A 24,936-nucleotide genomic window follows, 5' to 3' on the forward strand; every position below is an offset into this window, starting at 1 on the left:
AATGAGGAGAAGGCGAAATGTCTGATGCCGCGGCTAGCACTGCTGTCGCCGAGGACGAGGCGGCCCTTGCCACCCCGTTCGTCAAATGCCTCGTGCGGCTGATCCGTGCTCAGGATTCCTACGGGTCATGGGAAGGCAAACCGGATGCCGAGTTGCTGGGCGACTTCATCATCACCAAGGAACAGCGCCGTGCGATCCCGATCATCGGCGATCCCGATCCGGACGTGCTGTGGAGGCTCGACAAGTTCTACGCCGCCGTCGGGCTTGCGATCGAGGAGCGCTGCGGCCTGATGGCATCGCCGATGATGGAGATGAGCCATGAGGGCTTTGGGCGCGTGCTCTTCGCGGCCGGACGGCTGGTGGTCCTGTCGAAGACCCTGCGCGACGTCCACCGGTTCGGCTTTGAGACGTTCGGGAAGCTCGCGGCGGCCGGCACGAAACTGGTCGGCGATGGCATCGCAGCTATTGAAGCCTATCCCGACGTGGCACGGGCGTGATGGAACCGAGTTTCGGACAGGGGGGTCATGTCAGGTCTTGAGCAGCTCCGATGGCCAGCCCACTCAACCGACGCGGTCGAGACCGATTTGGTTCCTGGGGTAGCGCTGATGAAGCCACTCGTCCTGATCTGTTCGCAAGATGCCGAGTTCTATCTGTTCCTGAGCCACATATTGGAGGTCGACGGCTTCACCAGTGAGCCGGCAGGCGGCGCGAAGGAAGCACTTGCAATGGCCGACGAACGGGAATTCCAGGCCGTGGTGCTGGACTGCGGGCCAGGGAGCATAACCGGGTCCGCAATCTGCGCCCGGCTCAAGCGGGAGCCCCGGACCGGCGCGCTGCCCATTATTGCCCTGATCGCGCCCGGCGCCGAGAACCAGCACCTCGATCTCCTGAAGGCAGGCATTGACGAGAGCTTTGTGCGGCCGATCGCCCCGGCCAAGCTGCTTGATTGTCTACGGGCGAGGCTGGCGCTGACGAAGCGGGGTGCAAACGGGGTTGAAAACGGCGGCTGGCTCTCCTGTGGCGACCTTGAAATGAGGCTCGATGCCCACCGGGTTCGTGGCAATGGCCACGAGATCCATCTCGGGCCGATCGAGTTCAACCTGCTGCGGCTTTTGCTTGAGACTCCCGGCAAGGTCTTCACTCGGGACGAGCTGATCGGCGCGGCCTGGCCGGCCAACATCCACGTCGGTGTGCGCACCGTCGATGTGCATATGAGCCGGCTCAGAAAGGCGCTGAAGGCGGCCTCGCCCTCCACCGTCATCCGTACCACCAGGTCGGCCGGCTACTCGCTCGAGAGGCCGGACGGCTAAATAGCGAACCGGTGGCCCTGAGCACGACGGAGATGAGGAGTGGCACAACTCTTGCGGCTTCGAAACGTGCCTACAGGTACGACATACTTAGAAAGAAGCAGGCAAATGGGTTTTAAAAGCGTACTCTGTGTGACGGGTTCTGACCATTCCGATCAGGACGTCAGAACAGCTGCCGGCTTGTGTGCCGAGGTCGGCGCGTATCTTTCCGTATTGATTATGTCGCCTCCACCGCTCGTTATGTCGCCTCCGCCGCTCGGCGATGGCATCCTCGAGTGGCCGGTACAACGCGCCCAGGCCATTGCCATGTTGGACAAACGGTTTAGGCAGATCGAGACATTTTCGCAGGACATGGCCCATCTGGAAAAAACATCCAAGGAAATTCAGAAACTGCTGAAAGCCATGTCGCTTTGCTCTGACGTCGATACAGACTACTGCGATGAGGCCGACGTCGGCGACGCCGTGCGACAGCGGGCGCACTGCACCGACCTGACAATTGTCGGCCCCGCACTTCTCAACGACAATAATCTCGGACCCCTTGTTATCAACGGCAGCTTGTTCGATACGGGAAAGCCGGTACTTGTTGTGCCCAAGGGCGCTGAGGCGACGCTGTCGCCGCGGCGCGTGTTGGTTGGCTGGGATTCGCGAGTCGAGGCGTCCCGCGCGGTTCGGGAAGCGCTGGATCTGCTATCCCGAGCTGAGGAAGTTCGTGTCACACTGGTCGATCCGAAGGCTACTTTCAACGGAAACGGCGCTGAGCCGGGAGCCGACATCGCTGCCTATCTTACTCGGCACGGTGCTCGAGTGTCAGTTGACCGGCTGCCGAGTGCCGGCAAACCGGTGGCGACGGTCCTCGCGCAGCACGCAATCGACACGTCCGCAGACATGATCGTCATGGGCGCATATGGCAGCCGCCGGCTGCGTGAGCGGCTCTTCGGCGGTGTCACGAGATGGATAGTTGGGAAGCTGCCATTGCCGCTGTTTTTGGCTCGCTGACTGGTTCCAGGGAGCACCGAGTTGTTCGAAGCTCTACTCCCTTGGGTCACCTATCCTGATGCCAATTCGAAGAAAGGTCGCGGCAAACGCGGGAAATTTCGCGAAGCTCCTCGGAGCCAATCTGAACGCGCCGTCGCCGAGATAATCCCGGACGTACCTAGCGCGGGGTTCTGCTCGCCCGAGATGATCCGTAACGTGGAGACCGGCCGCGCAGAGGTAGAGGCGCTCCTCAATGCAGCCAAAACCACGGCTTCGCAGGTCGGCGTCAGGAGAGAAGGAGCCGTTTCAGCGCGGCAGACCGAGTTCGGAGCTGTTGCGGAATCGCATGCGCGCTATCGCGATCTCCTTCACGACTGGCTGGGAGCTGAACGACGCAACGACCCATACCGTCGCCGAGGCCCTCACTTCGAGCCGAGACGGTCGTGCTCTTGGCCGTAGTCGGCGGGGATCGATGGCATCAATCATGTTATCATCGCCTGGGACGGTAGCCAGTAGCGGCGAGGGCGGCCGCGTCTTCGGGGTATTCAGCCGGTCCGGCCCGAGCCGCTGGCGACCGGGCGGTCTTTGGGCTTGGTCAATTCCGACAACGCATATTCGCATCAGGCGGTCCTTGTAGCGCCTGTGCACAGGGACACAGAAGATAACGACACGAGAGCAGCAAAATCCCGGAGAGTTCGCCGCCGGTACATGCCGGCACTCATCCTGGCCTTTTTCGCCACGATCATCATCGTCAATTTGACGATGGCGGTATTCGCGAGCCGCGGCTGGACCGGCTTCGTCGTGAAGAACTCCTGTGTCTACGGCGCGGCAATCAACCTGGAAGGAGCGTCAATCAGGATGGGAGCGTCGCCAGGGACGTCACGGAGGGAGGGCGTAGCCCGACTGGAGGGACGTTCCTGGCGACGGCGCGAACCCACATAGGGTTCACGCCGTCTGGTGATCGCGATGTGTCGGGTGCATTTCTTCTTCCCGCTCAAAGGAAGAATGAATGTCCGGCAGTCACATCACGGATCAACAATCGAGGCTCTATATGCAAAATCGCCAGAAGCACAGTGTCCCTGTCGCGGCCGCCAAATCAGGTTTCAGCCCATCCACTGGTTATCGGATCGAATCAGACCCCCGTCCACCAAGCGAAAAGAAGGCCAAACACGAACGACGTCGGCCTGATCCATTGGAAGGGATATTCACCGAAGAGGTGGTTCCCATGCTGCAAAGCGCTCCCGGCTTGCGCCCTGTCGGCATTCTTCGTGAGCTTTGCAAGCGTCATCCCGAGCTCGATTCTGGTATTCGCCGCACACTTGAGCGCCGGATCCGCGCATGGCGCGCGATCCATGGAGGAGATCAGGATGTCATATTCCGGCAGGTTCACGAGCCGGGACGCATGGGGCTGTCGGATTTTACCCATGCACTGGGCCTCAAGGTCACGATCGCCAGCGTGACCTTCGATTACCTGCTCTATCACTTCCGACTTGCATACAGTGGATTCGAGCATGCCGAGATTGTCGAAGGCGGCGAGAGTTTTGCCGCGCTGACAAGTGGTTTGCAGAACGCCCTTTGGTCTCTCGGCGGCGCGCCGCGCGATCACCGCACGGACAGTCTTTCGGCTGCATTCCGCAATCTCAATGCCGATACCGCACAGGACATGACAGATCGGTATGAAGCGCTTTGCGCCCATTACGGCATGAAGGCCAGCCGCAACAATCGCGGCGTCGCCCACGAGAACGGCGCGGTCGAAGGATCCCATGGCGATCTGAAGCGGGAACTGGAAGATGCTCTTCTCCTGCGCGGAACGCGTGACTTTGCGGACGTCACCAGTTTTGCCGCCTTCATCGACGAGGTTGTCGGCCAGCGCAATGCCCGTCGGGCCAGGGAGATCGCCATTGAGCGCGAAAGCCTGCTGGCGCTGCCGCGCAAGCGCCAGCCCGAAGGCGAAGACGAGATCGTCTACGTCACCAGCAGTGGAGGGTTTACCCTTCGCCGGGTCTTCTACACCGTTCCTTCACGGCTGATCGGACATCGGCTGCGCGCACGGCTCTTCAAGGAGCATATCGAACTGTTCCTCGGCGGCACGTCCCTGATGAAGCTGCCGCGCGTCAGAGGCCAGCTCGGCCCCACCCAGCATGTCGTGAACTATCATCACGTCATTCATTCCCTGCGCCAGAAACCGGGGGCTTTGCCCAGACTCGGCTATCGCGATCAGCTCTTCCCCAGGGATGCCTATCGCAATCTCTACAATGCCGCCATGGAGAGGCTGCCGGAACGCGATGCCTGCCGCCTGACGGTGGAACTGCTGAGCCTCGCCCATGAGCGCAATGTCGAGGCCGCACTCGCCCACGCCATCCAGGGCGAGCTCGATGCGGGAACCTTGCCGACGCTTGACGGCATGCGCGCCCGGTTCGCGCCGAACCCGGCCTGTGTCCCGCAGGTCAGCGTCAATCTGGGTAAACTGGTCGATTACGACAGGCTTATCGGCACCCGCGTGGAGGTCACGGCATGAGACCCAACGATCCTGTCGATACCGCGCGCTTGTCCCTGATGCTCACCGATCTGCGGCTGCCGGGCATCTCCAGGGCCTGGCACACCTTCGCCGAGCGGGCTGACACCGAAGGCTGGCCGGCTTCCCGGCTGCTGGCGGCGCTTGCTGAGTTCGAGGTCGCCGAACGCGAAACGCGGCGTATGCAGCGCCACCTCACTGAAGCGCGTCTTCCTCCGGGGAAAACCCTCGATGCCTTCGACTTCACGGCTGTGCCCATGGTCTCGAAGGCCCGGGTCATGGCATTGGTCGCGGGAGATGTCTGGTTGAAGAACGGCGCCAATCTGATGCTGTTTGGCGGGCCAGGCGGCGGAAAATCGCATCTGGCGGCCGCCATCGGCGTCGGGCTGATCGAGAATGGGTGGCGTGTTCTGTTCACGCGTACCACCGACCTTGTTCAGAAACAGCAAGCCGCCCGCCGCAATCTCGATCTCGAAGGGGCCATCGCAAAGCTCGACAAGTACCATCTGCTGGTGCTCGACGACATGGCATATGTGACCAAGGATCAGGCTGAAACCAGTGTGCTCTTTGAGCTGATCAGTGCGCGATACGAGCGCCGCTCGCTTCTCATCACCGCAAATCAGCCCTTCGGTGAATGGGACAAGGTCTCAAAGCCATGACGTTGGCCGCCATCGACAGACTGGTTCATCACGCGACGATCTTCGAAATGAATGTCGAGAGCTACAGGCGCAAAACCGCAATATCCCGTTTGACGGAAAACAGCGATGGCACGCCGGCAACGCTGGCCTCGGCCCTCGCTGATTGACGCGCCGCGACAAACAAACGTCAGCATAGATTGTCGCGCAAATGAAGGCCGGCCTCCCGCTTCAAACGGAGGCCGGCTTTTTTGGTGAGTTCACAGCGGCCCGCGACAAACATCTCTCATCCTGATTGACGCGCTCCGCGACAATCCAAAAACCGGCCTGGTGTCGCGCAGCGTCAACTACGAAAAATAGCCCTTGCAACTCACCGATTCACAGCCCATCTTCACCAAATCGCGGCCACCAAACTCTTCATCTTGATCGTCGCGCTTCCCATCCAAATTGTCGCCATACCTGTGTCGCCAGCTAGGAATTCAATCGCAGGGCGGAAGAGGGCAGGGCACAGGCTCGGATGGAGCAACCCCTCGCAAATCGCAAATGGCGAGATCCGCTACCGACAGAGACCAGAGCGGTAAGAAGCTCAAGCCAGATGGCGTGAAGCGGACGATGATGACGAGCCTGGCGGCAGCCAACGCAGTCATCATGTCCATCTGCTCGTCCCTCGGCCCGAATATATGTGGAGTCGTCCGTGGCCACGCTTTTTCTGGCGGCGCGAGGCGCGTGATGCATGTCCAGAACCTGACAGAGGGAGAAAACATGTCGGGTTCAATACAACCGGCCATCTCGAGCGGTTGGAGGTTTTTCAAAGCCTAATCATGCGCTTACTGCGCGTGGAGCGCGCTGGCACGGCCTTTGCAAATTGAGATACGGCAACACGGAGTGAAGGCTGACCGCACGCAGACGCGCGAGACGAGCGGTGCTCTCCTTTCCTTGAACCCTCGTGCCCCGTCTCTAAGGGGGAAACAAGCTCGCGCATGAAGAGCGCAATCTTTGGCAATAGCTTTGGAGAACAACATGGTATTGCAGATGGAGTCCCCGGCTCCTTCGATCAAAGTGGAGGACTGGCTGCGTGGCGAGCCCCTCACGAACTTCCAGCCCGGCAAAGTGTACATCGTCGAATTTTGGGCAACTTGGTGCGGACCATGTGTGTCGGCGATGCCCCATCTGGTGCAGTTGCAGGAGAAATACAAGGACAGCGGACTTGAGGTCATCGGAGTCGCGGCTGATGAACAGGCTCCAACGGCCGATGAGGCCCGAACCAAGTTGGACGCGTGGTTGAGCGAAAAGTGCTCGAATCTGAACTATCGGATCGCGTTTGACCACACAGGCGAAATGAACAAGCTTTGGAGGGAACCCAGCTTTTCTGTCGGGATTCCGGCCTCGTTCGTGGTCGACCGAGACGGCCACATCGCCTTTGTCGGTCATCCGATGCAACTCGATGAGGTTTTGCCGAAAGTGCTTAACGGCAGCTGGCGCACCAGCGATGAAGCGAAAGCTGCTGATAAGGAGCGGATTGCCAGTCACCAACGCACAGCGCGCGAACAATCGCTGACCAAGCCGATATACGCCAAACTTCGGCCGGCGATGGAGGCCAAGGATTGGACGGCGGCACTCACGGCTGTCGAAGAAGGCCTCGCCTTGATGCCCGACAATATCGAGTTCCGGCGCACTCACGCGAATCTACTGCTTCACAAGCTGCGCGACATGCGGGCCGGCTTGCCACTCATGCGCCAGTTGGTCGAGGACGCGATCGACAAAAAGTTCGAGGCCGTGTCTTGGATGGTCATGGCCCTGAACCAACTCTTCGATCCCGAGATGGACAACTCCCATCTCCCGCGTGCTGAGCGCTTTGCGATGGGCGACAAGCTCTCGGAACAGATACTGACCCTGAATCCTCCACAAGGCGACGGCCCCCTTAAATTCCTTTGGTACGTCCCGCTCGCTCAGTATTATTACGAGAGCGGCAACAAGGATCGCGCGATCGAGTTGATCGAGGTTGCACTGAAATCGCTGGGTGATCGGGAGCCAATGCCGGACCACATCAAACAGCACTACCTTACCCCATTGCTCCAAGCCCTGGCCAACTACACGGGTGAGCACGCCTGTTACGCGGATCTTTGCGTGGTTCCGCAAAACAAGGCTCCTGAAAATCAAACCGCAGTCGCCTCATGAGCAATGATCGCAAAGGGATGACAATTGGAATTGAACCCTGGCCAATTCGCCCATTGTCTGCGGCAAGCCCGCAGTAAGTATGTCCATTGCAGCACAGGGCGCATCGCTTGCCGCAGGTTGGAGTTCAAATCTTGTAATGACCTCCGGCCGCATCGCGGGAGACGCGATGTTCGACGCGAATTTTGGCGCGGTGGAAGACGTCACAGTCGAGGACGTCTTCAAGGTCGGCCACAGGGACATCACTTGCGTGGACTCGGCCGCCTGGAGCCGGACGTCGGCTGCGCAAGTGTGCCCGAAGCAGGCGCCCGAAAACAAAAATCGTCCATCGAGGACGAGGACTGAAATTGAGGAGAAGGCGAAATGTCTGATGCCGCGGCTAGCCCTGCTGTCGCCGAGGACGAGGCGGCCCTTGCCCGTCCGTTCGTCAAATGCCTCCTGCGGCTGATCCGTGCTCAGGACTTCGACGGCTCATGGCAAGGCAGAGCGGACGCCGAGCTGCTGGCCGACTTCATCATCACGAAGGAACAGCGCCGTGCGATCCCCATCATCGGCGATCCCGATCCGGACGTGCTGTGGAGGCTCGACACGTTTTACACTGCCGTGGGGCTTGCGATCGAGGAGCGCTCCGGCCTGATGACATCGCCAATGATGGAGATGAAACCCATGAGGGCTTCGGGCACGAGCTTTTCACGGTCGGGCGGTTGGTCCTTCTGTCAAGACGTCCACCGGTTCGGCTTCGAGACGTTCCGGACACTCGCGGAGGCCGGTACGAAACTGGTCGACGATGCGACTGCAGCTATTGCCTATCCCGACGTGGCGCGTGCGTGAAGAAACCGATTTTCGAGGAAGGATTTATGTCAAACCTGGATGAGATGGGGAAGAAAGTCCGAAAGCTTCAGCTGCGGGCGGCAGTTGCCAAGATGAAATTGCGCGACCTTGCAGAGGATCTCCCGGTCCAATGGACTGAGATAGAGGAAGTTGCCGAGAAAGCGTACGCCGTTTTTGCCGAGTTGGATGGTGCCAAGAGAGAGCTTGCTGCAATGAAGAATCTACGATGAGGAGCACATTCACCACCCGCGACGGCTCCATATGGCTGCCGGAATATCTGACCGCCATAGATGGCAAGATCTGTATCGGCTGCGGGCGCTGTTTCAAGGTCTGCTCGCGCGAGGTCATGCACCTTTACGGCGTCCATGACGAGGGTGAAATCCTCGGCGCCTGCGACGGCGAGGACGACGACTTCGACGGGGAGCTCAACCGCATGATCATGTTCGTCGATAATGCCGGCCGCTGCATTGGCTGCGGAGCCTGCGCCCGCGTCTGCCCGAAGAACTGCCAGACCCATGTTGCGGCCGACCAGGTCGCAGCATGACTCGATGGGACAAACCAGGAGAACGGCGTTGCCCTTTAGAATCTTTTGTGCCGTGTTTGTGCTGGTCCTCTGCAGCAACGCTCTGGCTGTCTACTTCGCTTCTCATTCCATCCGTCTAGTGGTCGTCACGACGCTGGCTTGTTCGCTGCTCCTCCAGGTGGGCTATTTCGCAAGCGTGCTCTTTCTGATCTGGCGGTCCGGCTGCGCTAGCAGGGCTGGCCAAAGGGCTGAGCATTTCGGTAGTTGCAAGGAAGTTCGATGCCAGCCGACAGACCATGACGAGGTGAGGAATGAATCTTCGGATGTGCCTCAGCTTGGCCCGGCATTTCCCTGCCCCGGTGAGGCGTCGTGATCCATGGGAAATCTACGCCACTTTGGATAACCAGGGACATCGAACTGACCGTCCAAGCATTGGTGTGCTTGAAATGGGCAGAGGTGACTGCATCGTGGCCCGTCTAGCGTGAATCCAGCTGTTTGGATTCGGTTGGCACATAATAACCGTCGCAGCACGCCATCCATGCGGGTGGCTTTGTCTCGATGCGCATTTCGCTGATCATGGGCAGTGATTTCACGCGATCGTGGGCAGCAGAAGCCTGACCGACGGTTGCTATGAGTTCACTGGTTTTTAGTCGGCGTCAAGCGCCTGCTTGCCAGCTATTTTCCGCAAGCTTTCGCCGGTCATGTTGATGCGGTGAGCATTGTGAACGAGGCGGTCGAGGATGGCGTCGGCAAGGGTGGGATCGTCGCCGATGACTTCGTGCCACTGATCGACGGGCACTTGGCTTGTTACGATGGTGGAGGCCCGCCCGTTGCGGTCTTCAAGCATCTCCAGCAGATCGATGCGCTGGCTTTGAGTGAGCACCGAGATGCCCCAGTCGTCCAATATCAGCAGCTCGACGCGAGCGAGAGACTTGAGCATGCGGGCATGGCGACCGTCGCCGCGAGCCAGCGCCATTGCCTCGAACAGGCGCGGGACACGCTGGTAGGAGACGGAGCGCCCGTCCCGGCACGCTTTGTGGCCCAGGGCACAGGCAAGCCACGATTTTCCCACGCCGCATGGGCCTGTGATTGCCAAATTATTGTGCCGAGAGATCCAGTCGCCGGCGACAAGCCTGGCTAGAAGGGCGCGGTCGATGCCGCGTGGGATGCGCAGATCGATATCTTCGACGCAGGCATTCTGCCGCAGGGCGGCAAATTTGAGACGCGCGGTCATGCGCTTGGTGTCGCGTTCCGCCGCTTCCCTGTCCGCCATGATGCCGATGCGCTCCTCGAAGGTTAGGGCCGAAAGATCGGGCGAGCTTCTCTGTTCCTCGAAGGCTTTGGCCATGCCGGCCAGGCCAAGGGCGATGAGGCGTTCATGAGTAGGGTGTGCGAGCATTTTTCTCTCCTGATGATGAGGGTCAGTGGAAGTAGGAGCGGCCACGGATGTTGCCGTGGCGCAGGGGTTTGGGCTCGGGTTCCGGGTCCGCGAAGGCGCGGTCCAGGCCAGACTTGAGGATGGAGCGAATGGAGCCAACAGAGCGGGCCTGGATGGCGTTTCCACGCCGGCAGGCTGCTTCCAGACGGGCAGCGCCGTAGGTTTTCTGCAGGGCGAAGATGCCCAGGCAAGTGCGGAACCCTTGCTCGGGATGAGGCCGAGCCATCATGATCGCGGTGGTCAGGGCTGCCGTGGACGGACCTATTTTCTCCGCAACGAAGCTGATCCGGGTCGGCGTCCAGGAGGCGTGCCGTCGATGAGCGCTGGGCATGTGATCGGCAAGCGTAGTGTGGTTGCGCCGGCCCGGGGACTTGGCATGGCTGGCAACCCGTTCACCCTTGTAGAAGGCTTCCACAGTGCGATCGGCGATGCGGACATCGATGAGCTCGCGGATCAGGCGATAGGGAACCGAATACCAGTTGCCGTCGACTTCGACATGATAGTCGGGCGCCACCCGACAGCGTTTCCATAGGGCGAAGGCATAAGGCTCGGCCGGCAGAGGTCTCAGCGCCGGAGCGTCCACCGCGGCAAACAGTTCGGCCCGGCTCATGCCATAGGCCCGCATGATCCGCCCATTGAGATCGGCGACCAGCTCACCGATCGCCTGATTGAGTTCAACCATGCTGAAGAAGCGGCGGTTGCGAAGGCGCGCCAGCACCCATCTCTGGGCAATTTGGGCCGAAACTTCTACTTTGCCTTATCGCGGGCCTTGTACTGCCGGGCTGGCAGGATTGCGGTGCCATAGTGCCGGGCCATATCCTGGTACGTACGGTTGAGACCGGTGACGGCCGGGATCATAGCGGTGGGGGTTGGTCAGAGCCGCCTTGAGATTTTCGCAGTTTTGTGTCCGACCCCATTATGTGGCGAACGGAGTTAAAACCCGCATTTGCGAACATAATCGTTGCAATAGTGGCAACACAACGGAGCGCTCATGGCATGATGATCTTGTTGTTTCCTTAGGAGATTATCATGCTAGAGAAGTACTACATCCGCCCTGCTACTATCGATCGCATTCAAGGTTCCTGGATTGCCTCCACAGTCGAACAATACGGCGGCTGGATGGCAGAACGCCGCTATACGGATCGCAGCGTGTCTCGCCGGATTCCCATCGTGGTGAGTTTCGGCGAGTTCGCAAAAGCTCAGGGAGCCAGCGAAAGAACCTACCTGATCACGTCGAGCCATTCGTGCAAGCGTGGATTGGTGAGCATGCTAGACGACGCTCGGGCCGGCGACGCAAGCAGATCGGCAATGAATTACGCAATCCCATCCGCCAGATGCTGAAGCTGGCAGTCTCCGGCTACATTGGCCGGGGTCGTCTCCATAAGCCGGACAACCCGTTCGAACGTCAGGCGCCGGGGTTATTGAAGTACCTGACCGAAGAGAAGGGGCTTCGTCAGAGATCGATAGACCAGTACCAATTTAGTTTGCGTCAGTTCGCAACCTATCTGGAGCGCATCGGCATCGGCGACCTCGCAAACCTGTCGCCCACCGTGCTCAGCGGGTTTATTGCCGATTACGCTCCGCCAGAGTTTCCTGGTCGACGATCCGCAATGCATGCGGGGTGCTACGGGTCTTCCTGCGCTACCTCCATCGACAGGGGGTTCTGGCCAAGGACCTCGGTTCGCTTGTCGAGTTTCCGCAGTCGTATCGGCACGCTGGTGTTCCGCGATCGATCAGTTGGGAACAGGTCGAGCAAGTGCTGGCAGGCATCGACAGACGGTCCACCTCCGGCAAGCGCGACTACGCAATGATGATGCTGCTTGCAACCTATGGACTGCGGGCTGCGGAGGTCGCCACGCTCACCCTTGATGACATTGACTGGCGCAACGAACGGCTCAAGATCCGGGATCGCAAAGCAGGCAATACCACGACTTATCCGCTCTCGGCGGCGGTGGGAGCTGCGATCATCGAATACCTCAAAAACGGGCGACCTGCCACGAATTGCCGCTATGCGTTGCTATGCTCCACATGCCCCGATAGGCTCCGCGGCGGTTGTCTGTCGCGCCGCTCATTTCATCCGCAAAGCCGGCATTAGCGTGCCACGGGCCGGTTCCCATGTCCTACGTCACAGCTGTGTGCAGCGACTGCTGAACGCCAATTTTCCGCTGAAGCACATCGGCGACTACGTTGGCCACCGCAGCGCCTCCTCCACCCAGATCTACGGGAAGATCGCTGTCGAACAGCTGCGCGAGGTTGCAATCGGCAATGGGGAGGACGTGCTGTGGCCACGATGGACGTTTCCAGAGTTTTCTCCGCCACGAGATTGAGCAATTTCTCGGCCACAAGCGCTCGTTGCGACGGCGCAGTGATGTCGAAGAGAAGACGCTCGCGCTGTTCGATGCCTACTTGTCGAAGAACAACATTGGTAGCCTTGCCGAGATAACCCCGGCACTGGTGGATGAGTTCCTCCTCTCGCGTCCAAGGTCGCGCCCGAGAAGCTATAACCACCTGCGCTGTACGGTAGGGCGACTGTTCTCATATCTCGTCGATCACGAGAAGCTCGCCCAGACACCGTTGAGATCCCCACCACGGCGCGGAAGATATCAGCGCACGCCATTTATCTTCGACACAGACGCAGCCACTCGGTTGCTCGCTCTTGCCAAGGCGCTTCCAAGCCATGGTAGTACGATCGAGCGTGACAACACATATTTCGTACTATTCGCTGTCCTTTACGGGTTGGGATTGCGCGTCGGCGAGGCCTGCCGGCTATGCCTCAAAGACGTCGATCTGAAACGGCGGCTGCTCGTTATCCGGGAGACCAAGTTCTACAAGAGCCGCCTCGTCCCATTTGGGCCGAAGCTCGGAGCACTCCTGGGTCTCGTTGGAACTCTTATGTTCAAATGCAAGCGGTATGGCCACGACTGTTCATCCCGCCAATAATGGCTGGTCCGGCATAGTGTAGCTAATGCACAATATAGGAGACAGGACCTCAAGACGACGGTTTGCAAACTCTTATACGCGGGTTGGATACCGCATTTCCGTGTGTACGCCTGGGGCTGCTTCTATCTTAGCACGGGCATCGACTTAGTCGGCCACTCAGTTCCATCGAAGATTCCCCGACCGGGGCCCTGCCTCCAATATTGAGCATCAGCAGATGATCGATCTTGTCTCCTCTTTCTAATGCGCGCGATATGCGGTGCTTGGCTAAGCGTGGTGAGCTGGTTGCACTTCCTGACCGATAGCCCACAGGAAGGCCCCTATTTCTCTAGCGATCGCGGTGATCGCGATGGCCTTGTGCTTCCCCGCGAGGATCATTTTTCGATAGCGAGAGCAGAGGCGGAGCTGACCTTTCCATGCTATTTCGCGAACGGTTCTCGGTAGGCCTTCCAACTGCGCTTGCTTGGTTCGACTTACCCGCGCAGGGAAGCGGTAAGCCCATGCGCCTTCGATCAGCATGCGACGGGCCCGAGAGTTCCCGGCCTTAGTGATCCCACCACGTTTGACATGTTCACCTGTCGAGCTCTCTGACGGAACGAGGCCAAGAAAGGCCATCAGCTGGCGGGGGTTTTCGAAGCGGCGGATGTCGCCAATTTCGGCAACAAAGACGACGGCGGCAATCAACGACACGCCTCGTAACGCCTGATAGGCTTCGACAACAGGAGCCATCGTCCAGGATTTGACAGTCTCCGAGATCAGATCGGTCAGACGCTTCAAGCGCACCTCGGCATTCTCGATCGCCTGGCAGTATTCCTTGAGCACGATGAAGTGCGCCGGATGCTCGAACTTCAGAGTCGATATCCACCGCATATGCGCCAGCGACCAGGATGAGCGGCCGAATAGATGCGGCCATGTCGAAGTAGGAACGACTGAAGCTGCTGACGCGCCCGCTTTTGAGCCTCCTGGGCTGCTTCACGGGCCCGCACGAGATCGCGCATAGCCTCATGCCCGCGGTCCGGCACCCAAACCGCTGTCAGCTCACCCGCACGATGTAACCGTGCCAAGCTGACCGCATCGCGCCGGTTGGTCTTCACTCGATCTCCAGGACGCTTGGGAATTAGTGCCGGTGCCACCACCACACAATCATGGCCCATCTCGGTGAGCTGACGGTAGAGTTCGTAACCTGTAGGCCCTGCCCGTAACAGAAGTGGAGCTTTGCTCCTCGCTTGGCCAGCTTTTGCACGATGGATGACACCGAGGCCGGATCTGAGGGTATGTCCCCGAAAAATCTTACCTCACCACCCCGCTCGCCATCCGCGACGGCTACAGAAATCTTCAGTTTCGAGACGTCCAGACCGATGAAAAGTCTGCTATGCTGATCCATGGTTCATCCTCGCTAAGCTTGGGGCTCGGCTTCGGCCACTCCGAAGCAACCCCCGATCTCAGCTTACGGCGAGGGTGAGCCGCCTTCACCCCGAGAACATACGGTCTTAGTCGATCGACCTGGCTGATTACATCGCTGTCGCCGGGCGGTGAAAAGATGTCGAAGCATACGGTTCGTAGCGGTGACATCGCTGGACTACGGGCACGGTTCTCTCAGCTCAAGGACAAGGTGCAGGTCCGCACGGGGCAGGTCGTTCCAATCATCGTGATTCAAGAGGCGGGCCTCGACGGCTTTTGGATCCACCGCTTGCTGCAGGACGGACGGGTCGAAAGCCACGTCGTGGACCCCGCTTCAATTGCGACGTCGCGCCGACGTCGACGGGCGAAGACTGACAAGATCGACGGGGAAGCTCTGGTGCGCGCGTTGCTGGCGTACAAGCGAGGCGAGCCGCGGGTGTGCGCCATGGTTCGAGCACCGACCCCACAAGAGGAGGATCGCCGCCGAATCTGCCGCGAGCGCAAGACGCTGACAGCGGAGCGGGTCGAGCACGTCAATCGGATCAAGGGGCTGCTCTTCGCCCAAGGCATCTCTGACTATGAGCCTTTATTGCGCAAAAGACGGGAGCGGCTTGAGGAGCTCAGGACCGGTGATGGTCGTCCGCTGCCTGAGCATTTGAAGGCACAGATTGGACGCGAACTTGATCGACTCGAACTCGCGCTTCAGCAGATCAAGTCCGTGGAGACTGAGCGGGATGCTATGCTCAGCCCGTCGGACGAAGGCACGCCAGCGCCGGGAGCAATGCTAAAGAATTTGAAGGGGATTGGCCCGGAATTCGCCGGTGTCCTGTGGTCGGAGGGATTGTTCCGAACCTTTTCCAACCGACGGCAGGTTGCCGCTTATGCCGGATTGGCGCCGACGCCCTGGCGGAGCGGATCCGTCGCGCACGAACAAGGTGTCTCCAAAGCCGGAAACCCCCGGCTGCGAACGACCATGATCCAGCTCGCCTGGTTGTGGGTAAGGCATCAGCCCCGTTCGATGCTGACCCTGTGGTTTCAGCAGCGTGTACAGCTCAATGGTGGCCGAGTTCGGAAAGTGCTGATCGTTGCCTTGGCGCGAAAGCTGCTGATCGCCTTCTGGAAATATGTGACCGCCGGGGTTGTGCTGGATGGAGCCGAGACAACGGCCGCGTAAAAACAAACGCTTCCCCCTTTCAATCATCCGGGGCCTGATCAGCTCCGGCGGATCCAGGTGAGCGGACCGAGATTTGGCCTGGCTTAAAAAGCCGAAAAAGGGAATGGTTCCGCCCTCCTGAGCCTTCGCCCGACGCAAGCGGGATATTGGTGCGGCCGATGTTAGCGGCGACCGGATGTGAGTTTGAAGCGGCATCGGAAACGGGCCGGGTCATGCAAACGGCTCAGACCTTGGATACCGAGCAACGAGCGGAGATTTACCATCGAATCCTGATCCGAACCTCTTGACCCGCAAATCCCCATGTGAGCCAGATCCAGGCGCTCGATCGGACGCAGCCAGGACTTCCTTTTAAGAGAGGCCGCGGCGGCACGATGACCCATGATTACAAGCGCCATGGCACCACGACACTCTTCGCTGCCCTGAATGTTCTCGACGGCTCCGTCATTGGCCGCAACATGCAGCGTCACCGGCATCAGGAGTTCATCCGCTTCCTCAACGCAATCGAGGCTCAGTTGCCGAAGGATAAGGCGGTTCACGTCATCCTGGATAACTATGCGACGCACAAACAGCCGAAGGTCCGGGCAATTTTGGCGCGGCACCCACGCTGGACGTTTCACTTCGTTCCCACATCGTGTTCCTGGTTGAACGCCGTCGAGGGCTTCTTCGCAAAGCTCACACGGCGACGACTGAAAAATGGTGTCTTTCATTCCGTCGTTGATCTTCAAGCAGCCATCAACCGCTTTATCAAAGAGCACAACGAAGAGCCAAAGCCGTTCATTTGGAAAGCAGACCCTGACAACATCATCGCAGCCGTCAGACGTGGGCACCAAGTGTTGGAATCAATGCACTAGCAAACAAGATCGCGCGCATCGCCGATCGTGTCCCAGGGAGTGGTGTAGTGACGGCTTGGTCGCCGCGCTCTCCGGCATTGGGCCGGGATGATCAGCGTGCCACGGCTGGCAGGCTTCTCTGATTGGGGTCGTTGAGGTCAAGCTCCTCCTGATATTTTTCCGGACCATGTCGCCCCGCGGGTCACTCGCTTCTCTTCGCGGTCGACGTTAGGCCGCCGCATGATGGGGTCAGTAGAGCGAGGCGTCTCAATCTGTTGAACGACTTTGGGAGAGTTCGCCCAGGATCGTGCCTGCTAACGAGATCACCTTGCCCATCGTCCCCACGGGAACGATCCGGATCACGCCCTTTCGGGCGGAATAAACTCCTCCTTCGTTGGTCCGTTATCCCCATTTCATGCCGATACGCGGCCGGGTGCCTTGCCGAAGCGGAATTCTGTTGCATCACTCCACATGCGATGCAGAATGACAGCGAGCTTGCGGGCAACAGCAACTCGGGCTCGAGCCATACCGCGCCGTTTGGCGACGTTCATGCCCCAGGCTCTGAGGCTCGACCATTTCTTGCTGAGCACGAGCAGCGAATGGGCTGCCTCATAGAGAGCCGTGCGGGCGAGTTCGTCACCGCATCGGCTGACCTTGCCCTGAATGTCCGTCTCACCAGATTGATAGCGTGCCGGGGTCAGACCCAGATGCGCGCCGACATCCCTCGAGCGACGAAAGCGGTCCGGCTGATCAATCGTGGCACGAAAGGCGAGCGCGGTGATGGGTCCCACACCTGGAACGCTCATCAGCCGCCGACAGACCTCTTCCTGGCGAACGAGACCGAGAACCTGCTTCGTCAGGCGGGCGAACTCTCCCAGCATTGTAGCGAGGATCGTCAGCAGTGGCTCGACCAAAGGCATGACAACCGGATCCGTGCCGGCCAACTCGCGCACACGACTGGCGAAGGCGGTTCGCGACGGCGTGCCCAGCTTGATGCCGGCCTCCCGCAGGATCGCCCGAACCACGTTCTCGATGGTGCGCGTTTCGTTCAGCACCGTGCGGCGGGCGACGAGGAGGGATCGCCAGAGACGGCACTGCCGGCTCTTGACATGCACCTGTCGATACCAGCCGGTGCGCATGATCTGCGCCAGCGCGCGGGCGTCATTCCGATCCGTCTTGTTTGGCATCATCTTCATCGCCGCATTGGCCTGCCGGGTCTCGATGCAAATGGCCGGCAGGCCATCGGCGCACATCCCGTCGTGAAGCCAGGCCGTCAGCGAACACGCTTCGAGCCCGATGCGCTCCAGCGGCAGATCGACTTTCCGCAACGCTTCGATCAACGCCTGCGGCTCGCTCGCCGCACGCGTCTCCTTCACGATCCGCCCGGCCTCGTCGACCACGCAAATCGCGGTCTCTTCCAAAGACACGTCAAGTCCGGCAAAATACTTCATGGCTGCTCCTCCTGATGTTTGTGGCGATCTACATCGACCACGTTCTCACATCTCGACAGGAGCAGCCGCCCTCAATCTGGCTCGGGCGAGACCCCAATCACCCCATCTGATGAGAGGATCATCGCTCATTTGGCTGATGGTTTCCAGCGTCATGTAGCGCGCCCGCTGCACGGCCCATTCGTCGTTCTGTTCGAGCAGGAGCGCGCCGACGAGGCGGACGATGGCGTCATCGTTGGGGAAGATGCCGACGACCTCGGTGCGCCGCTTGATCTCGCCGTTGAGGCGCTCGATGGGGTTGGTGCTATGCAGCTTGGCACGGTGCTCCCTGGGGAAGGTCATGTAGGCCAGCACGTCGGGCTCGGCGTCGTCCATGATTGTCGCCAGCTTGGGCACCTTTGGCCGGATCTGGTCGGCGACGGCACGCCATTGGGTGCTGGCGGCTTCTGGCGTCTCCTGGGCAAACGCGGTGGCGATGAAGGCGGAGACGACGCGGCGCCCGCTCTTGCCGGCATGGGCCAGCACGTTCCTCATGAAGTGGACCCGGCAGCGCTGCCATGTCGCGCACAGCACCTTGGTGACGGCCGCCTTGATGCCTTCATGGGCATCGGAGACGACGAGCTTGACGCCCCTGAGGCCGCGGCGGGTCAGCTTGCGCAAAAACTCCGTCCAGATCGGCTCGGCCTCAGACGTGCCGACCTCCATGCCCAGCACCTCGCGCCGGCCGTCCGCGTTGACGCCGACGGCGATGATGACGGCGACCGAGACGATGCGGCCGCCGCGGCGCACCTTGAGGTAGGTGGCATCGATCCACAGGTATGGCCAGTCGCCCTCGATGGGTCTTTCAAGGAACGCTTTGACCTTGCCGTCGATCTCTTCGCACAGCCGGCTGACCTGGCTCTTGGAGATGCCGCTCATGCCCATGGCCTTGACCAGGTCGTCGACCGAGCGGGTCGAGATACCCTGGACGTAGGCCTCCTGGATGACGGCCGTCAGCGCCTTCTCCGCCATGCGCCGCGGTTCGAGGAAGCCCGGAAAGTAAGAGCCCTTCCTCAGCTTCGGGATGCGCAGCTCAACGGTGCCGGCGCGCGTCTCCCAGTCGCGCTCGCGATAGCCGTTGCGCTGGGCCGTGCGCAACGGGTTCTTCTCGCCATAGCCGGCGCCGGTGGCGGCGCCCACCTCCAGCTCCATCAGCCGCTCGGCGGCAAAGCCGATCATCTCGCGCAAGATATCGGCGTCGGGGGTCTTCTCCACTAGCGTGCGAAGCTTCATCATGTCGTCGGTCATCGGTGGTTCCTTCGAATCAGGTTGGTGTTAGCAACCAGACCCTACCGGGGAACATCGATGACCACCGCAAAGCCGCTCGCTCGCTACGGCGCTGTTGAGGGCGCGCTCGCGAGCGGCTTCGCTACCGCCGAGCTACACCACGTCTGGGGACACGACCGCATCGCCTGTGGCAGGCAGCGGTGTGCCGGAATAGATGCGGACTGACTCGCTGGATTTCGGCCCGCGTGTATCGAAGGATGCGCCGTGGCGTCGGACAATCTTGTAGATCCCGAACCTCGTTAGAGGACGAGCCTTCGGAGCGCAGAAGACTGGCTCGCCTGGCGTTGCGCGGCGCTGGGCCAGGAGTGCCTGGATATGCTTCACTGTCTCATCCCAAAGCGGGCACGTCCGCCACTTGTCACCTTTGCCGTGCAAGTGGACTTTGGCCGGCGGCTTGAGTTCGAGGTGCTCGATACGAAGATCGGCAACTTCCTGTACCCTAGCGCCCGTGTTGTAGAGGAAGAGCAACAGTGTGTGGTCGCGCAGCGCGAGATGCCCTTGCCGCGGCAGCGAACGAAACAATGCCGCCACCTCCTCCCGCTCCAGGAAGTGCGTATCGGGAAGTGATGTGCGCTTGACGGGGATTGCCGCGACCTGCTGATAAACCGCCAGCATCTCGGGTGCACGCACAGCGAGGTAGGCAAAGAAGGTGTTCAGTGCAGCGCGACGTTGATTGCGAGTTCGTATCGAGTTGCCGCGTTCTTGTTCCAGGTGCTTCAGGAATGCCAGACTCCGTTCGAACGTCAGGTCGTCAAGGGCCAGTGCAGTAATTCTGCCGCCACGCTGCTCGGAGACGAAGCACAGGAACAGGCGGATCGTGTCACGATAACTGCGGATCGAACCGAGCCCCAGCCCTTTCTGTACCGGGAGATGATCGGCAAAAAATGACTGGACCAGTGTACCGAGGGAGAGGGTCATGACCGATCCTCCCCGAGCGTTGCCGCGGCAAAGGCACGGAAGACGGTTGGCGTGTTCGAGAAGCTCCTGTGTCGGCGTCAGATACACCGCCGTGGAACTGATGTCGCCGTGCCCCATGAAATTCGAGAGTGCAAGAAGCTTTGTCTGAGGATCCAGGCCGAGCCTGTAGCAGCGCGTGAGTGTGCCAACGGCAAACGAGTGCCGCTAATTCCGAGTTCGGAATTAGAGACATAACTCCGAGTGCCGGATTATTCCGAGTGACGGCCGGGAGGCCAAAGAGTGCGGGCGATCTGTGGCTGTTGGGTCGGCATAATCAGAGGCTCTTCAGGAATGCAAGGAGATGGTCGTCGGGCTTGTAGCGGCCCAACCGGATGTCGGCCGTGTCGGTCTTCGCCAGAGCTTGCTCCTTGAGCTTCATGTCGGCCTTAAGATAGATGGCGGTGGTTTCGACCGACTCGTGGCCCAGCCACAGAGCAATGACCGAGCGGTCGACGCCGTGCTGGAGCAGGTCCATTGCCAGGGTATGCCTCAGGACATGCGGCGTTACGTGCTTGCTGGCCAGCGATGGGCAGTGGCGACGTGCGACGGCGAGGTGCTTGTTCAGCAGGTATTGAAGTGCGTCGTGACTCAATGACGTGCCGCTTATCGTCGGGAAGGCAGGATCGGCGCTCCGCCCGCGTCGCTCGGCAAGCCAGGCACGCAGCACCGTGACCGTATCCTTGCGAAGCGGGGTGTTGCGGAGTTTTCGGCCTTTTCCCTGACATTGCACATAGGCGGCCGGGCCAAGGACAATGTCCTCGCAGCGAAGGCCGACGATTTCGGCAGCACGCAGGCCGGTCTGCACGGCCAGCAACAGAAGCGCCCGGTCACGGCGCCCGATCCAACTGCCGAGTGGGCGGCGAGCAATGCGGCGACTTCGACGCTGCTGAGGAAGGCGACCGGCCGGCGCACGTAACGCTTGCTCGGAATGGCGAGCACGCGCTGAGCCAATGCGCTGTGTTCCGGCGCATGCAAGGCCACATAGCGGAAGAAGGAATGGATGGCGGCAAGACGGACATTGCGGCTCCTGGCGCTGTTGTCGCGTTCGTGTTCGAGATGATCGAGGAAGGCGCCGAGGAACGCGGTGTCGAGATCCGGCAAGGTGACGTGCGAGGCCCCCTTGCGTAGCTGCCGCTGGGCATAGGCCAGCAGCAGGCAGAAGGTATCGCGGTAGCTCGCCAGCGTATGCGGGCTTGCTTGTCGTTGTCTGATGAGGCGATCGGTGAAGAAGGCCTCAAGAAGAGCGGGGAACGTTGGGGCGGCGCTCATGGGCGGGATTCCGGCTGAGATTGTTCCGCCCGCAGCAGCGCTTGCTGCAGCAGCTCCGGCGTTGCCGTCAAATACCAATAGGTGTCGGTGACGTGGGCATGGCCGAGATAGGTCGCCAACTCGGGCAGGTGGCGTTCGACATCGATGCCGTTGCGATACCAGCGCAGCAATGTTGTCACGGCCAGTCGGTGGCGAAGGTCGTGCAGACGCGGCCCATGGGAATCCTTAGAGCCGCGCAAACCGACCTCGCGCGACAGCTTGACGAACGTCCACCGCACGGCCCATTCGGTTAAACGCGTGCCGCGCTCGGAAAGGAAGAAGCTGGAGCTCAGGGGATTGGGGCATGACCGGTCTCGGCTGGCCGCATAGATTTTGAGGGCGTGTTGCGTCGAGGGGTGAAGCGGCACGTAGCGCGACTTGCCGAACTTCGTGTCGCGAACCGTCAGCACGCCATCAACGAGATCGGTGTCGCCGCGATCGAGACGCAGCGGTTCGTTACAGCGCATGCCGGTCGCCGCGTACAAGCCGAAGAGCGTGGCATAGGTCTGCGGGCGAAGGCCGACTGTCGACGGCAAGCGCTTTGCCGCGTCGATCAGTCGGGTGATCTCTTCGTCGCGGTAAACATAGGGCGACGATGACCGACGATACCGGTGAGGAAGAAGGTCGGGCGGCGGGACGACGGTCCGCAGGTCAATGGCGCTGCAATAGCGCGCGAACCGGCGAACCATCGCCAACCGGTTGGCCCACTGGGCGGGCTGTGCCTCTGCCGGCTGCATGGCCCAGGCCAGGGCAATCTCGGTGGTGATGAAGGTGGCGCCGGAAGATTCGGCAAAGACAACGAAACGCTGCAGCAACCGTCCGGAAAGACGCAGTTTATGGCCGAGGGCGCGGCGCGCGGCCAGGTACTCTTCGAGCGCCGCTTGCAACGCGCTCATGACGAGACTCCTGGCCAAGGTAGCGCAATGGCACGCAACGCCGCGATGTCGACTTTGGCATAGATCTGTCTGGTGTTCGGCTGGCTGTGGCGGAGAAGTTGACCGATTTCAACGAGCGAAGCGCTGCGGCGCAGCAGATCGGTGGCGAGTGAGTGACGCAACAGGTGCGCACCCTGGAACGCCGGCGTCAGACCGGCGCGCTTGAGCGCACGATGGACGATGCAGCAAATAGTCGAAGGGCTGACAAAACTCCGTCTGGGCGCCTTTATGCGAATGAAGACGCGGCGTGTTGAGCAAGCAGGCCGATCCTGCCGCAGATAGTCGACCAAGGCGGCACCGACATCCGCCGGCAGTGGCAGCCGCGCCAGCCGTTGACCCTTGCCATGCACGACGATCTCGCCGCAATCCCAGTCGAGATCGTCCAGGGTCAAGGCTGAGACTTCGCCACCCCGTAAGCCGAGGCGCGCGAGCAGCATCAGAACCGCGTAGTCCCTGCGGCCGGCCGGTGTTCTCCTGTCGCAAGACGCAAGGAGCCGTTCGACCTGTTCGGCAGGCAGCGCCTTCGGCAGGTGTGCCAAGCGCCAGCCGGCGATCCCAGGCACCGCGACAGCGAGATCGGTGGCAAGCAACCCGCGTTGCTGGAGGAAGCGCAGAAAGGAACGCAGTGCGGTGACCACCAACTTGGCGCGGCCGGGCGAACCGGCCTGGGCTCGCCGCACGATGAACCGATGAACGTCGCCCACTCGCAGGCGGTCAAAATCCGGATCGTTGCCGCCAAACTGTTCGTCCAGGAACCCACGAACAATCGGCAGATAGTTCGTCAATGTCGATGCCGAGAGACCACGCTCCTTGCGCAGGAATTCCCCAAATGCGTCGATCAGCTTACCCTTGGCGCTCGTATCGACCTCTGGCAGCAGGACCGGCACGCCGCCCGTGTCGCGCAGATATCGGAGCAACTGCCGAATGGTCCAGGCATCGCCACGCCTCGGGCGCAAACCAAGTTCCGTCAGAAATCGATCTGCGTCCTCTTCCCCGAGCAAGCTCAGCGGAACATTCTGCCTCTCCACCCAAGCACTGAAACCGGCCAGGAGCTTAATCTTCTGCTGAACAGTCGTTTTGGCGTATCCCTGGCCATCGAGCAAAGCCTCGAAACCATCCAGGTGGCTAGCCAATCGGCCTATCCAGCGATCTTTGGCTAGCGCCTTATTCAGATCAATCATCGTCTGTCTCCCTATAGCGTGGGAAAGTCCACGCTCAGAAAGAGCAGCCGAATAATGCCGAGCAATCAACGGCCGACGCTGATCCAATTACTTGCAATCATGAGAAAATTACGCCGCGGCGATGGCGTCATTCGGAATAATCCGGCACTCGGAGTTATGTCTCAGATCGTGCAGACGTGGAGGCGAAATGCCAGGTGGGATCCGCAGATTTAGGCTCGGGACCATAGCGTGAAAGGTCTGGCTGATGGTCCCAGGATTGATTGGGCGACCTCCGCGCAAGCAAAACAGCGGCTGATCGTCCGCAATGCTGGTTGCCAGCGCCGTAGTCTGGCGTTGATCCAGATGCTGGCGCCAGGCGCTGGCTGCACTCCTCAGCCCGATGCCAAGCCATCAATTTGGCGTCGACGTCTTTCAGATGTGTTTGCAGCTGCGCATATTCCTTGGCATGGAGCGCGAACAGCTCCCGCGCTAAATCCGGTAGCGTCTTAACTGCGGATACGCTCGAGCAGCGGTTCGATCTTGCACATCCCCCTGGCAGCGATCAGCCCGTATTCTGCCGCATAGCTGCGGATCGCATTGGCGAGCTGCGTGCGATTGCGGATCAGCCGGTCGCGCAGGCCAACCAGCATCAATGCCGCCTGTTGTTTAGCGGTCTTGACCGGCACAAACCGCATCGTCGGCCGGCTCATCGCCTCGCACAGCGCTTCGGCATCGGCCGCATCGTTCTTACCGCGCTTTACGTACGGTTTGACATATTGAGGAGGGATCAGCTTCACCTCATGCCCAAACGATTGCAGCAGGCGTGCCCAGTGGTGCGAGCCCCCGCACGCTTCGATCGCAACCACTGTCGACGGCAGCTTCTCAAAGAACGCCACCACCTCCTTGCGCCGCAGTTTTTTGCGCAGCGCCGGCTCCTCAGCTGCGTTCACACCATGGAGCTGGAAGATGTGTTTTGACGTGTCGATGCCAATGCGAATAATTTGTTCCACGGACGGTCTCCCTTTGCTTGAGATCTGTAACGACCTCATTCTGGCACTCGA

General features: G+C 60.4%; 19 protein-coding genes and 8 pseudogenes. 17 read left to right on the forward strand and 10 right to left on the reverse strand.

The genetic code is table 11. The annotated features are described in order from the left end of the window. The first annotated feature begins 17 nt into the window (after positions 1 to 17). The 11 genes and pseudogenes from HB778_RS39860 (at position 18) to HB778_RS39910 (ending at position 9,334) form a co-directional block, all read left to right on the forward strand. Entirely contained in the window at positions 18 to 497 is a 480-nt protein-coding gene (locus HB778_RS39860; RefSeq protein WP_183455200.1) for a NifX-associated nitrogen fixation protein, read from the forward strand. A 27-nt stretch (positions 498 to 524) separates the two neighbouring features. Then, the gene (locus HB778_RS39865; RefSeq protein WP_183465628.1) at positions 525 to 1,310 is read left to right on the forward strand and encodes a response regulator transcription factor; all 786 of its coding nucleotides are present in this window, start codon (positions 525 to 527) and stop codon (positions 1,308 to 1,310) included. Between the two features lie 105 nt (positions 1,311 to 1,415). Further along, complete coding sequence (locus HB778_RS39870; RefSeq protein WP_183455198.1) at positions 1,416 to 2,303, forward strand: universal stress protein; 888 nt, start codon at positions 1,416 to 1,418, stop codon at positions 2,301 to 2,303. A 741-nt stretch (positions 2,304 to 3,044) separates the two neighbouring features. Next, positions 3,045 to 3,224 (forward strand): hypothetical protein, encoded by a 180-nt coding sequence (locus HB778_RS39875; RefSeq protein ID WP_244662207.1) that lies wholly within the window; start codon positions 3,045 to 3,047, stop codon positions 3,222 to 3,224. A 67-nt stretch (positions 3,225 to 3,291) separates the two neighbouring features. Next, positions 3,292 to 4,800: an IS21 family transposase gene (gene istA / locus HB778_RS39880; protein ID WP_183465630.1), complete on the forward strand. Its 1,509-nt coding sequence runs from the start codon at positions 3,292 to 3,294 to the stop codon at positions 4,798 to 4,800. Further along, positions 4,797 to 5,602, forward strand: a pseudogene (gene istB, locus HB778_RS39885) (IS21-like element ISRm9 family helper ATPase IstB). The gene istA and the pseudogene istB (HB778_RS39885) overlap by 4 nt, the downstream one beginning before the upstream one ends. Before the next feature lie 850 nt (positions 5,603 to 6,452). Continuing rightward, positions 6,453 to 7,610, forward strand: coding sequence for a TlpA disulfide reductase family protein (locus tag HB778_RS39890; RefSeq protein ID WP_183465631.1), 1,158 nt, complete (start codon positions 6,453 to 6,455; stop codon positions 7,608 to 7,610). A gap of 360 nt (positions 7,611 to 7,970) precedes the next feature. After that, entirely contained in the window at positions 7,971 to 8,438 is a 468-nt protein-coding gene (locus HB778_RS39895; protein WP_183465632.1) for a NifX-associated nitrogen fixation protein, read from the forward strand. Positions 8,439 to 8,464: 26 nt separating this feature from the next. Beyond that, complete coding sequence (locus HB778_RS39900) at positions 8,465 to 8,668, forward strand: CCE_0567 family metalloprotein (RefSeq protein WP_183465900.1); 204 nt, start codon at positions 8,465 to 8,467, stop codon at positions 8,666 to 8,668. Continuing rightward, positions 8,665 to 8,982 carry a ferredoxin III, nif-specific gene (gene fdxB / locus HB778_RS39905; protein ID WP_183465633.1) on the forward strand — a complete coding sequence of 106 codons (318 nt, stop codon included), beginning with the start codon at positions 8,665 to 8,667 and terminating at the stop codon, positions 8,980 to 8,982. The genes HB778_RS39900 and fdxB overlap by 4 nt, the downstream gene beginning before the upstream one ends. A 4-nt stretch (positions 8,983 to 8,986) precedes the next feature. After that, the gene (locus HB778_RS39910) at positions 8,987 to 9,334 is read left to right on the forward strand and encodes an exopolysaccharide production repressor protein (RefSeq protein WP_244662134.1); all 348 of its coding nucleotides are present in this window, start codon (positions 8,987 to 8,989) and stop codon (positions 9,332 to 9,334) included. Between the two features lie 273 nt (positions 9,335 to 9,607). Here HB778_RS39910 and istB (HB778_RS39915) read toward each other — a convergent pair whose 3' ends face one another. Then, on the reverse strand, positions 9,608 to 10,360 hold the full coding sequence (gene istB / locus HB778_RS39915) for an IS21-like element helper ATPase IstB (protein ID WP_183465635.1): 753 nt from the start codon (positions 10,358 to 10,360) through the stop codon (positions 9,608 to 9,610). Between the two features lie 22 nt (positions 10,361 to 10,382). After that, a pseudogene (locus HB778_RS39920) lies at positions 10,383 to 11,297 on the reverse strand (Mu transposase domain-containing protein); the annotation flags it as partial. Between the two features lie 131 nt (positions 11,298 to 11,428). On the opposite strand from HB778_RS39920, the gene HB778_RS42550 reads away from it, so the two are divergent. The 4 genes and pseudogenes from HB778_RS42550 (at position 11,429) to HB778_RS39930 (ending at position 13,339) form a co-directional block, all read left to right on the forward strand. Beyond that, on the forward strand, positions 11,429 to 11,740 hold the full coding sequence (locus tag HB778_RS42550) for a hypothetical protein (protein WP_244662135.1): 312 nt from the start codon (positions 11,429 to 11,431) through the stop codon (positions 11,738 to 11,740). Then, entirely contained in the window at positions 11,734 to 12,210 is a 477-nt protein-coding gene (locus HB778_RS43800) for a site-specific integrase (protein WP_432421296.1), read from the forward strand. Before HB778_RS42550 ends, HB778_RS43800 begins: the two co-directional genes overlap by 7 nt. Further along, a pseudogene (locus HB778_RS43805) lies at positions 12,156 to 12,726 on the forward strand (tyrosine-type recombinase/integrase). The gene HB778_RS43800 and the pseudogene HB778_RS43805 overlap by 55 nt, the downstream one beginning before the upstream one ends. Further along, complete coding sequence (locus HB778_RS39930; protein ID WP_183465636.1) at positions 12,665 to 13,339, forward strand: tyrosine-type recombinase/integrase; 675 nt, start codon at positions 12,665 to 12,667, stop codon at positions 13,337 to 13,339. Before HB778_RS43805 ends, HB778_RS39930 begins: the two are co-directional and overlap by 62 nt. Before the next feature lie 264 nt (positions 13,340 to 13,603). Here the strand turns inward: HB778_RS39930 and HB778_RS39935 are convergent. Further along, positions 13,604 to 14,720: pseudogene (locus tag HB778_RS39935) on the reverse strand (IS110 family transposase). 105 nt (positions 14,721 to 14,825) lie between these two features. Between HB778_RS39935 and HB778_RS39940 the strand changes: the two are divergent. Continuing rightward, positions 14,826 to 15,911 (forward strand): annotated as a pseudogene (locus tag HB778_RS39940) (IS110 family transposase); the annotation flags it as partial. A 305-nt stretch (positions 15,912 to 16,216) separates the two neighbouring features. Then, positions 16,217 to 16,762 (forward strand): annotated as a pseudogene (locus HB778_RS39945) (IS630 family transposase); the annotation flags it as partial. 392 nt (positions 16,763 to 17,154) lie between these two features. Here the strand turns inward: HB778_RS39945 and HB778_RS39950 are convergent. The 7 genes and pseudogenes from HB778_RS39950 to HB778_RS39980 form a co-directional block, all read right to left on the reverse strand. Continuing rightward, positions 17,155 to 18,192 (reverse strand): IS110 family transposase, encoded by a 1,038-nt coding sequence (locus tag HB778_RS39950; protein WP_183465578.1) that lies wholly within the window; start codon positions 18,190 to 18,192, stop codon positions 17,155 to 17,157. Between the two features lie 45 nt (positions 18,193 to 18,237). Further along, a complete protein-coding gene (locus HB778_RS39955) occupies positions 18,238 to 19,476 on the reverse strand; it encodes an IS256 family transposase (RefSeq protein ID WP_183465579.1) in 1,239 nt (412 codons plus the stop codon). Positions 19,477 to 19,608: 132 nt separating this feature from the next. Then, complete coding sequence (locus HB778_RS39960) at positions 19,609 to 20,433, reverse strand: tyrosine-type recombinase/integrase (protein WP_244662136.1); 825 nt, start codon at positions 20,431 to 20,433, stop codon at positions 19,609 to 19,611. 313 nt (positions 20,434 to 20,746) lie between these two features. After that, positions 20,747 to 21,741 (reverse strand): annotated as a pseudogene (locus tag HB778_RS39965) (tyrosine-type recombinase/integrase). Then, complete coding sequence (locus tag HB778_RS39970) at positions 21,738 to 22,676, reverse strand: tyrosine-type recombinase/integrase (RefSeq protein WP_183465638.1); 939 nt, start codon at positions 22,674 to 22,676, stop codon at positions 21,738 to 21,740. The pseudogene HB778_RS39965 and the gene HB778_RS39970 overlap by 4 nt, the downstream one beginning before the upstream one ends. Then, positions 22,673 to 23,896, reverse strand: a complete 1,224-nt coding sequence (locus HB778_RS39975) for a site-specific integrase (RefSeq protein WP_183465639.1) — start codon at positions 23,894 to 23,896, stop codon at positions 22,673 to 22,675. Before HB778_RS39975 ends, HB778_RS39970 begins: the two co-directional genes overlap by 4 nt. A gap of 328 nt (positions 23,897 to 24,224) precedes the next feature. Then, positions 24,225 to 24,885 (reverse strand): annotated as a pseudogene (locus HB778_RS39980) (IS110 family transposase); the annotation flags it as partial. Positions 24,886 to 24,936 lie beyond the last annotated feature (51 nt).

This window comes from Mesorhizobium huakuii (genome assembly GCF_014189455.1).
In the GTDB taxonomy this organism is placed as follows: domain Bacteria; phylum Pseudomonadota; class Alphaproteobacteria; order Rhizobiales; family Rhizobiaceae; genus Mesorhizobium; species Mesorhizobium huakuii_A.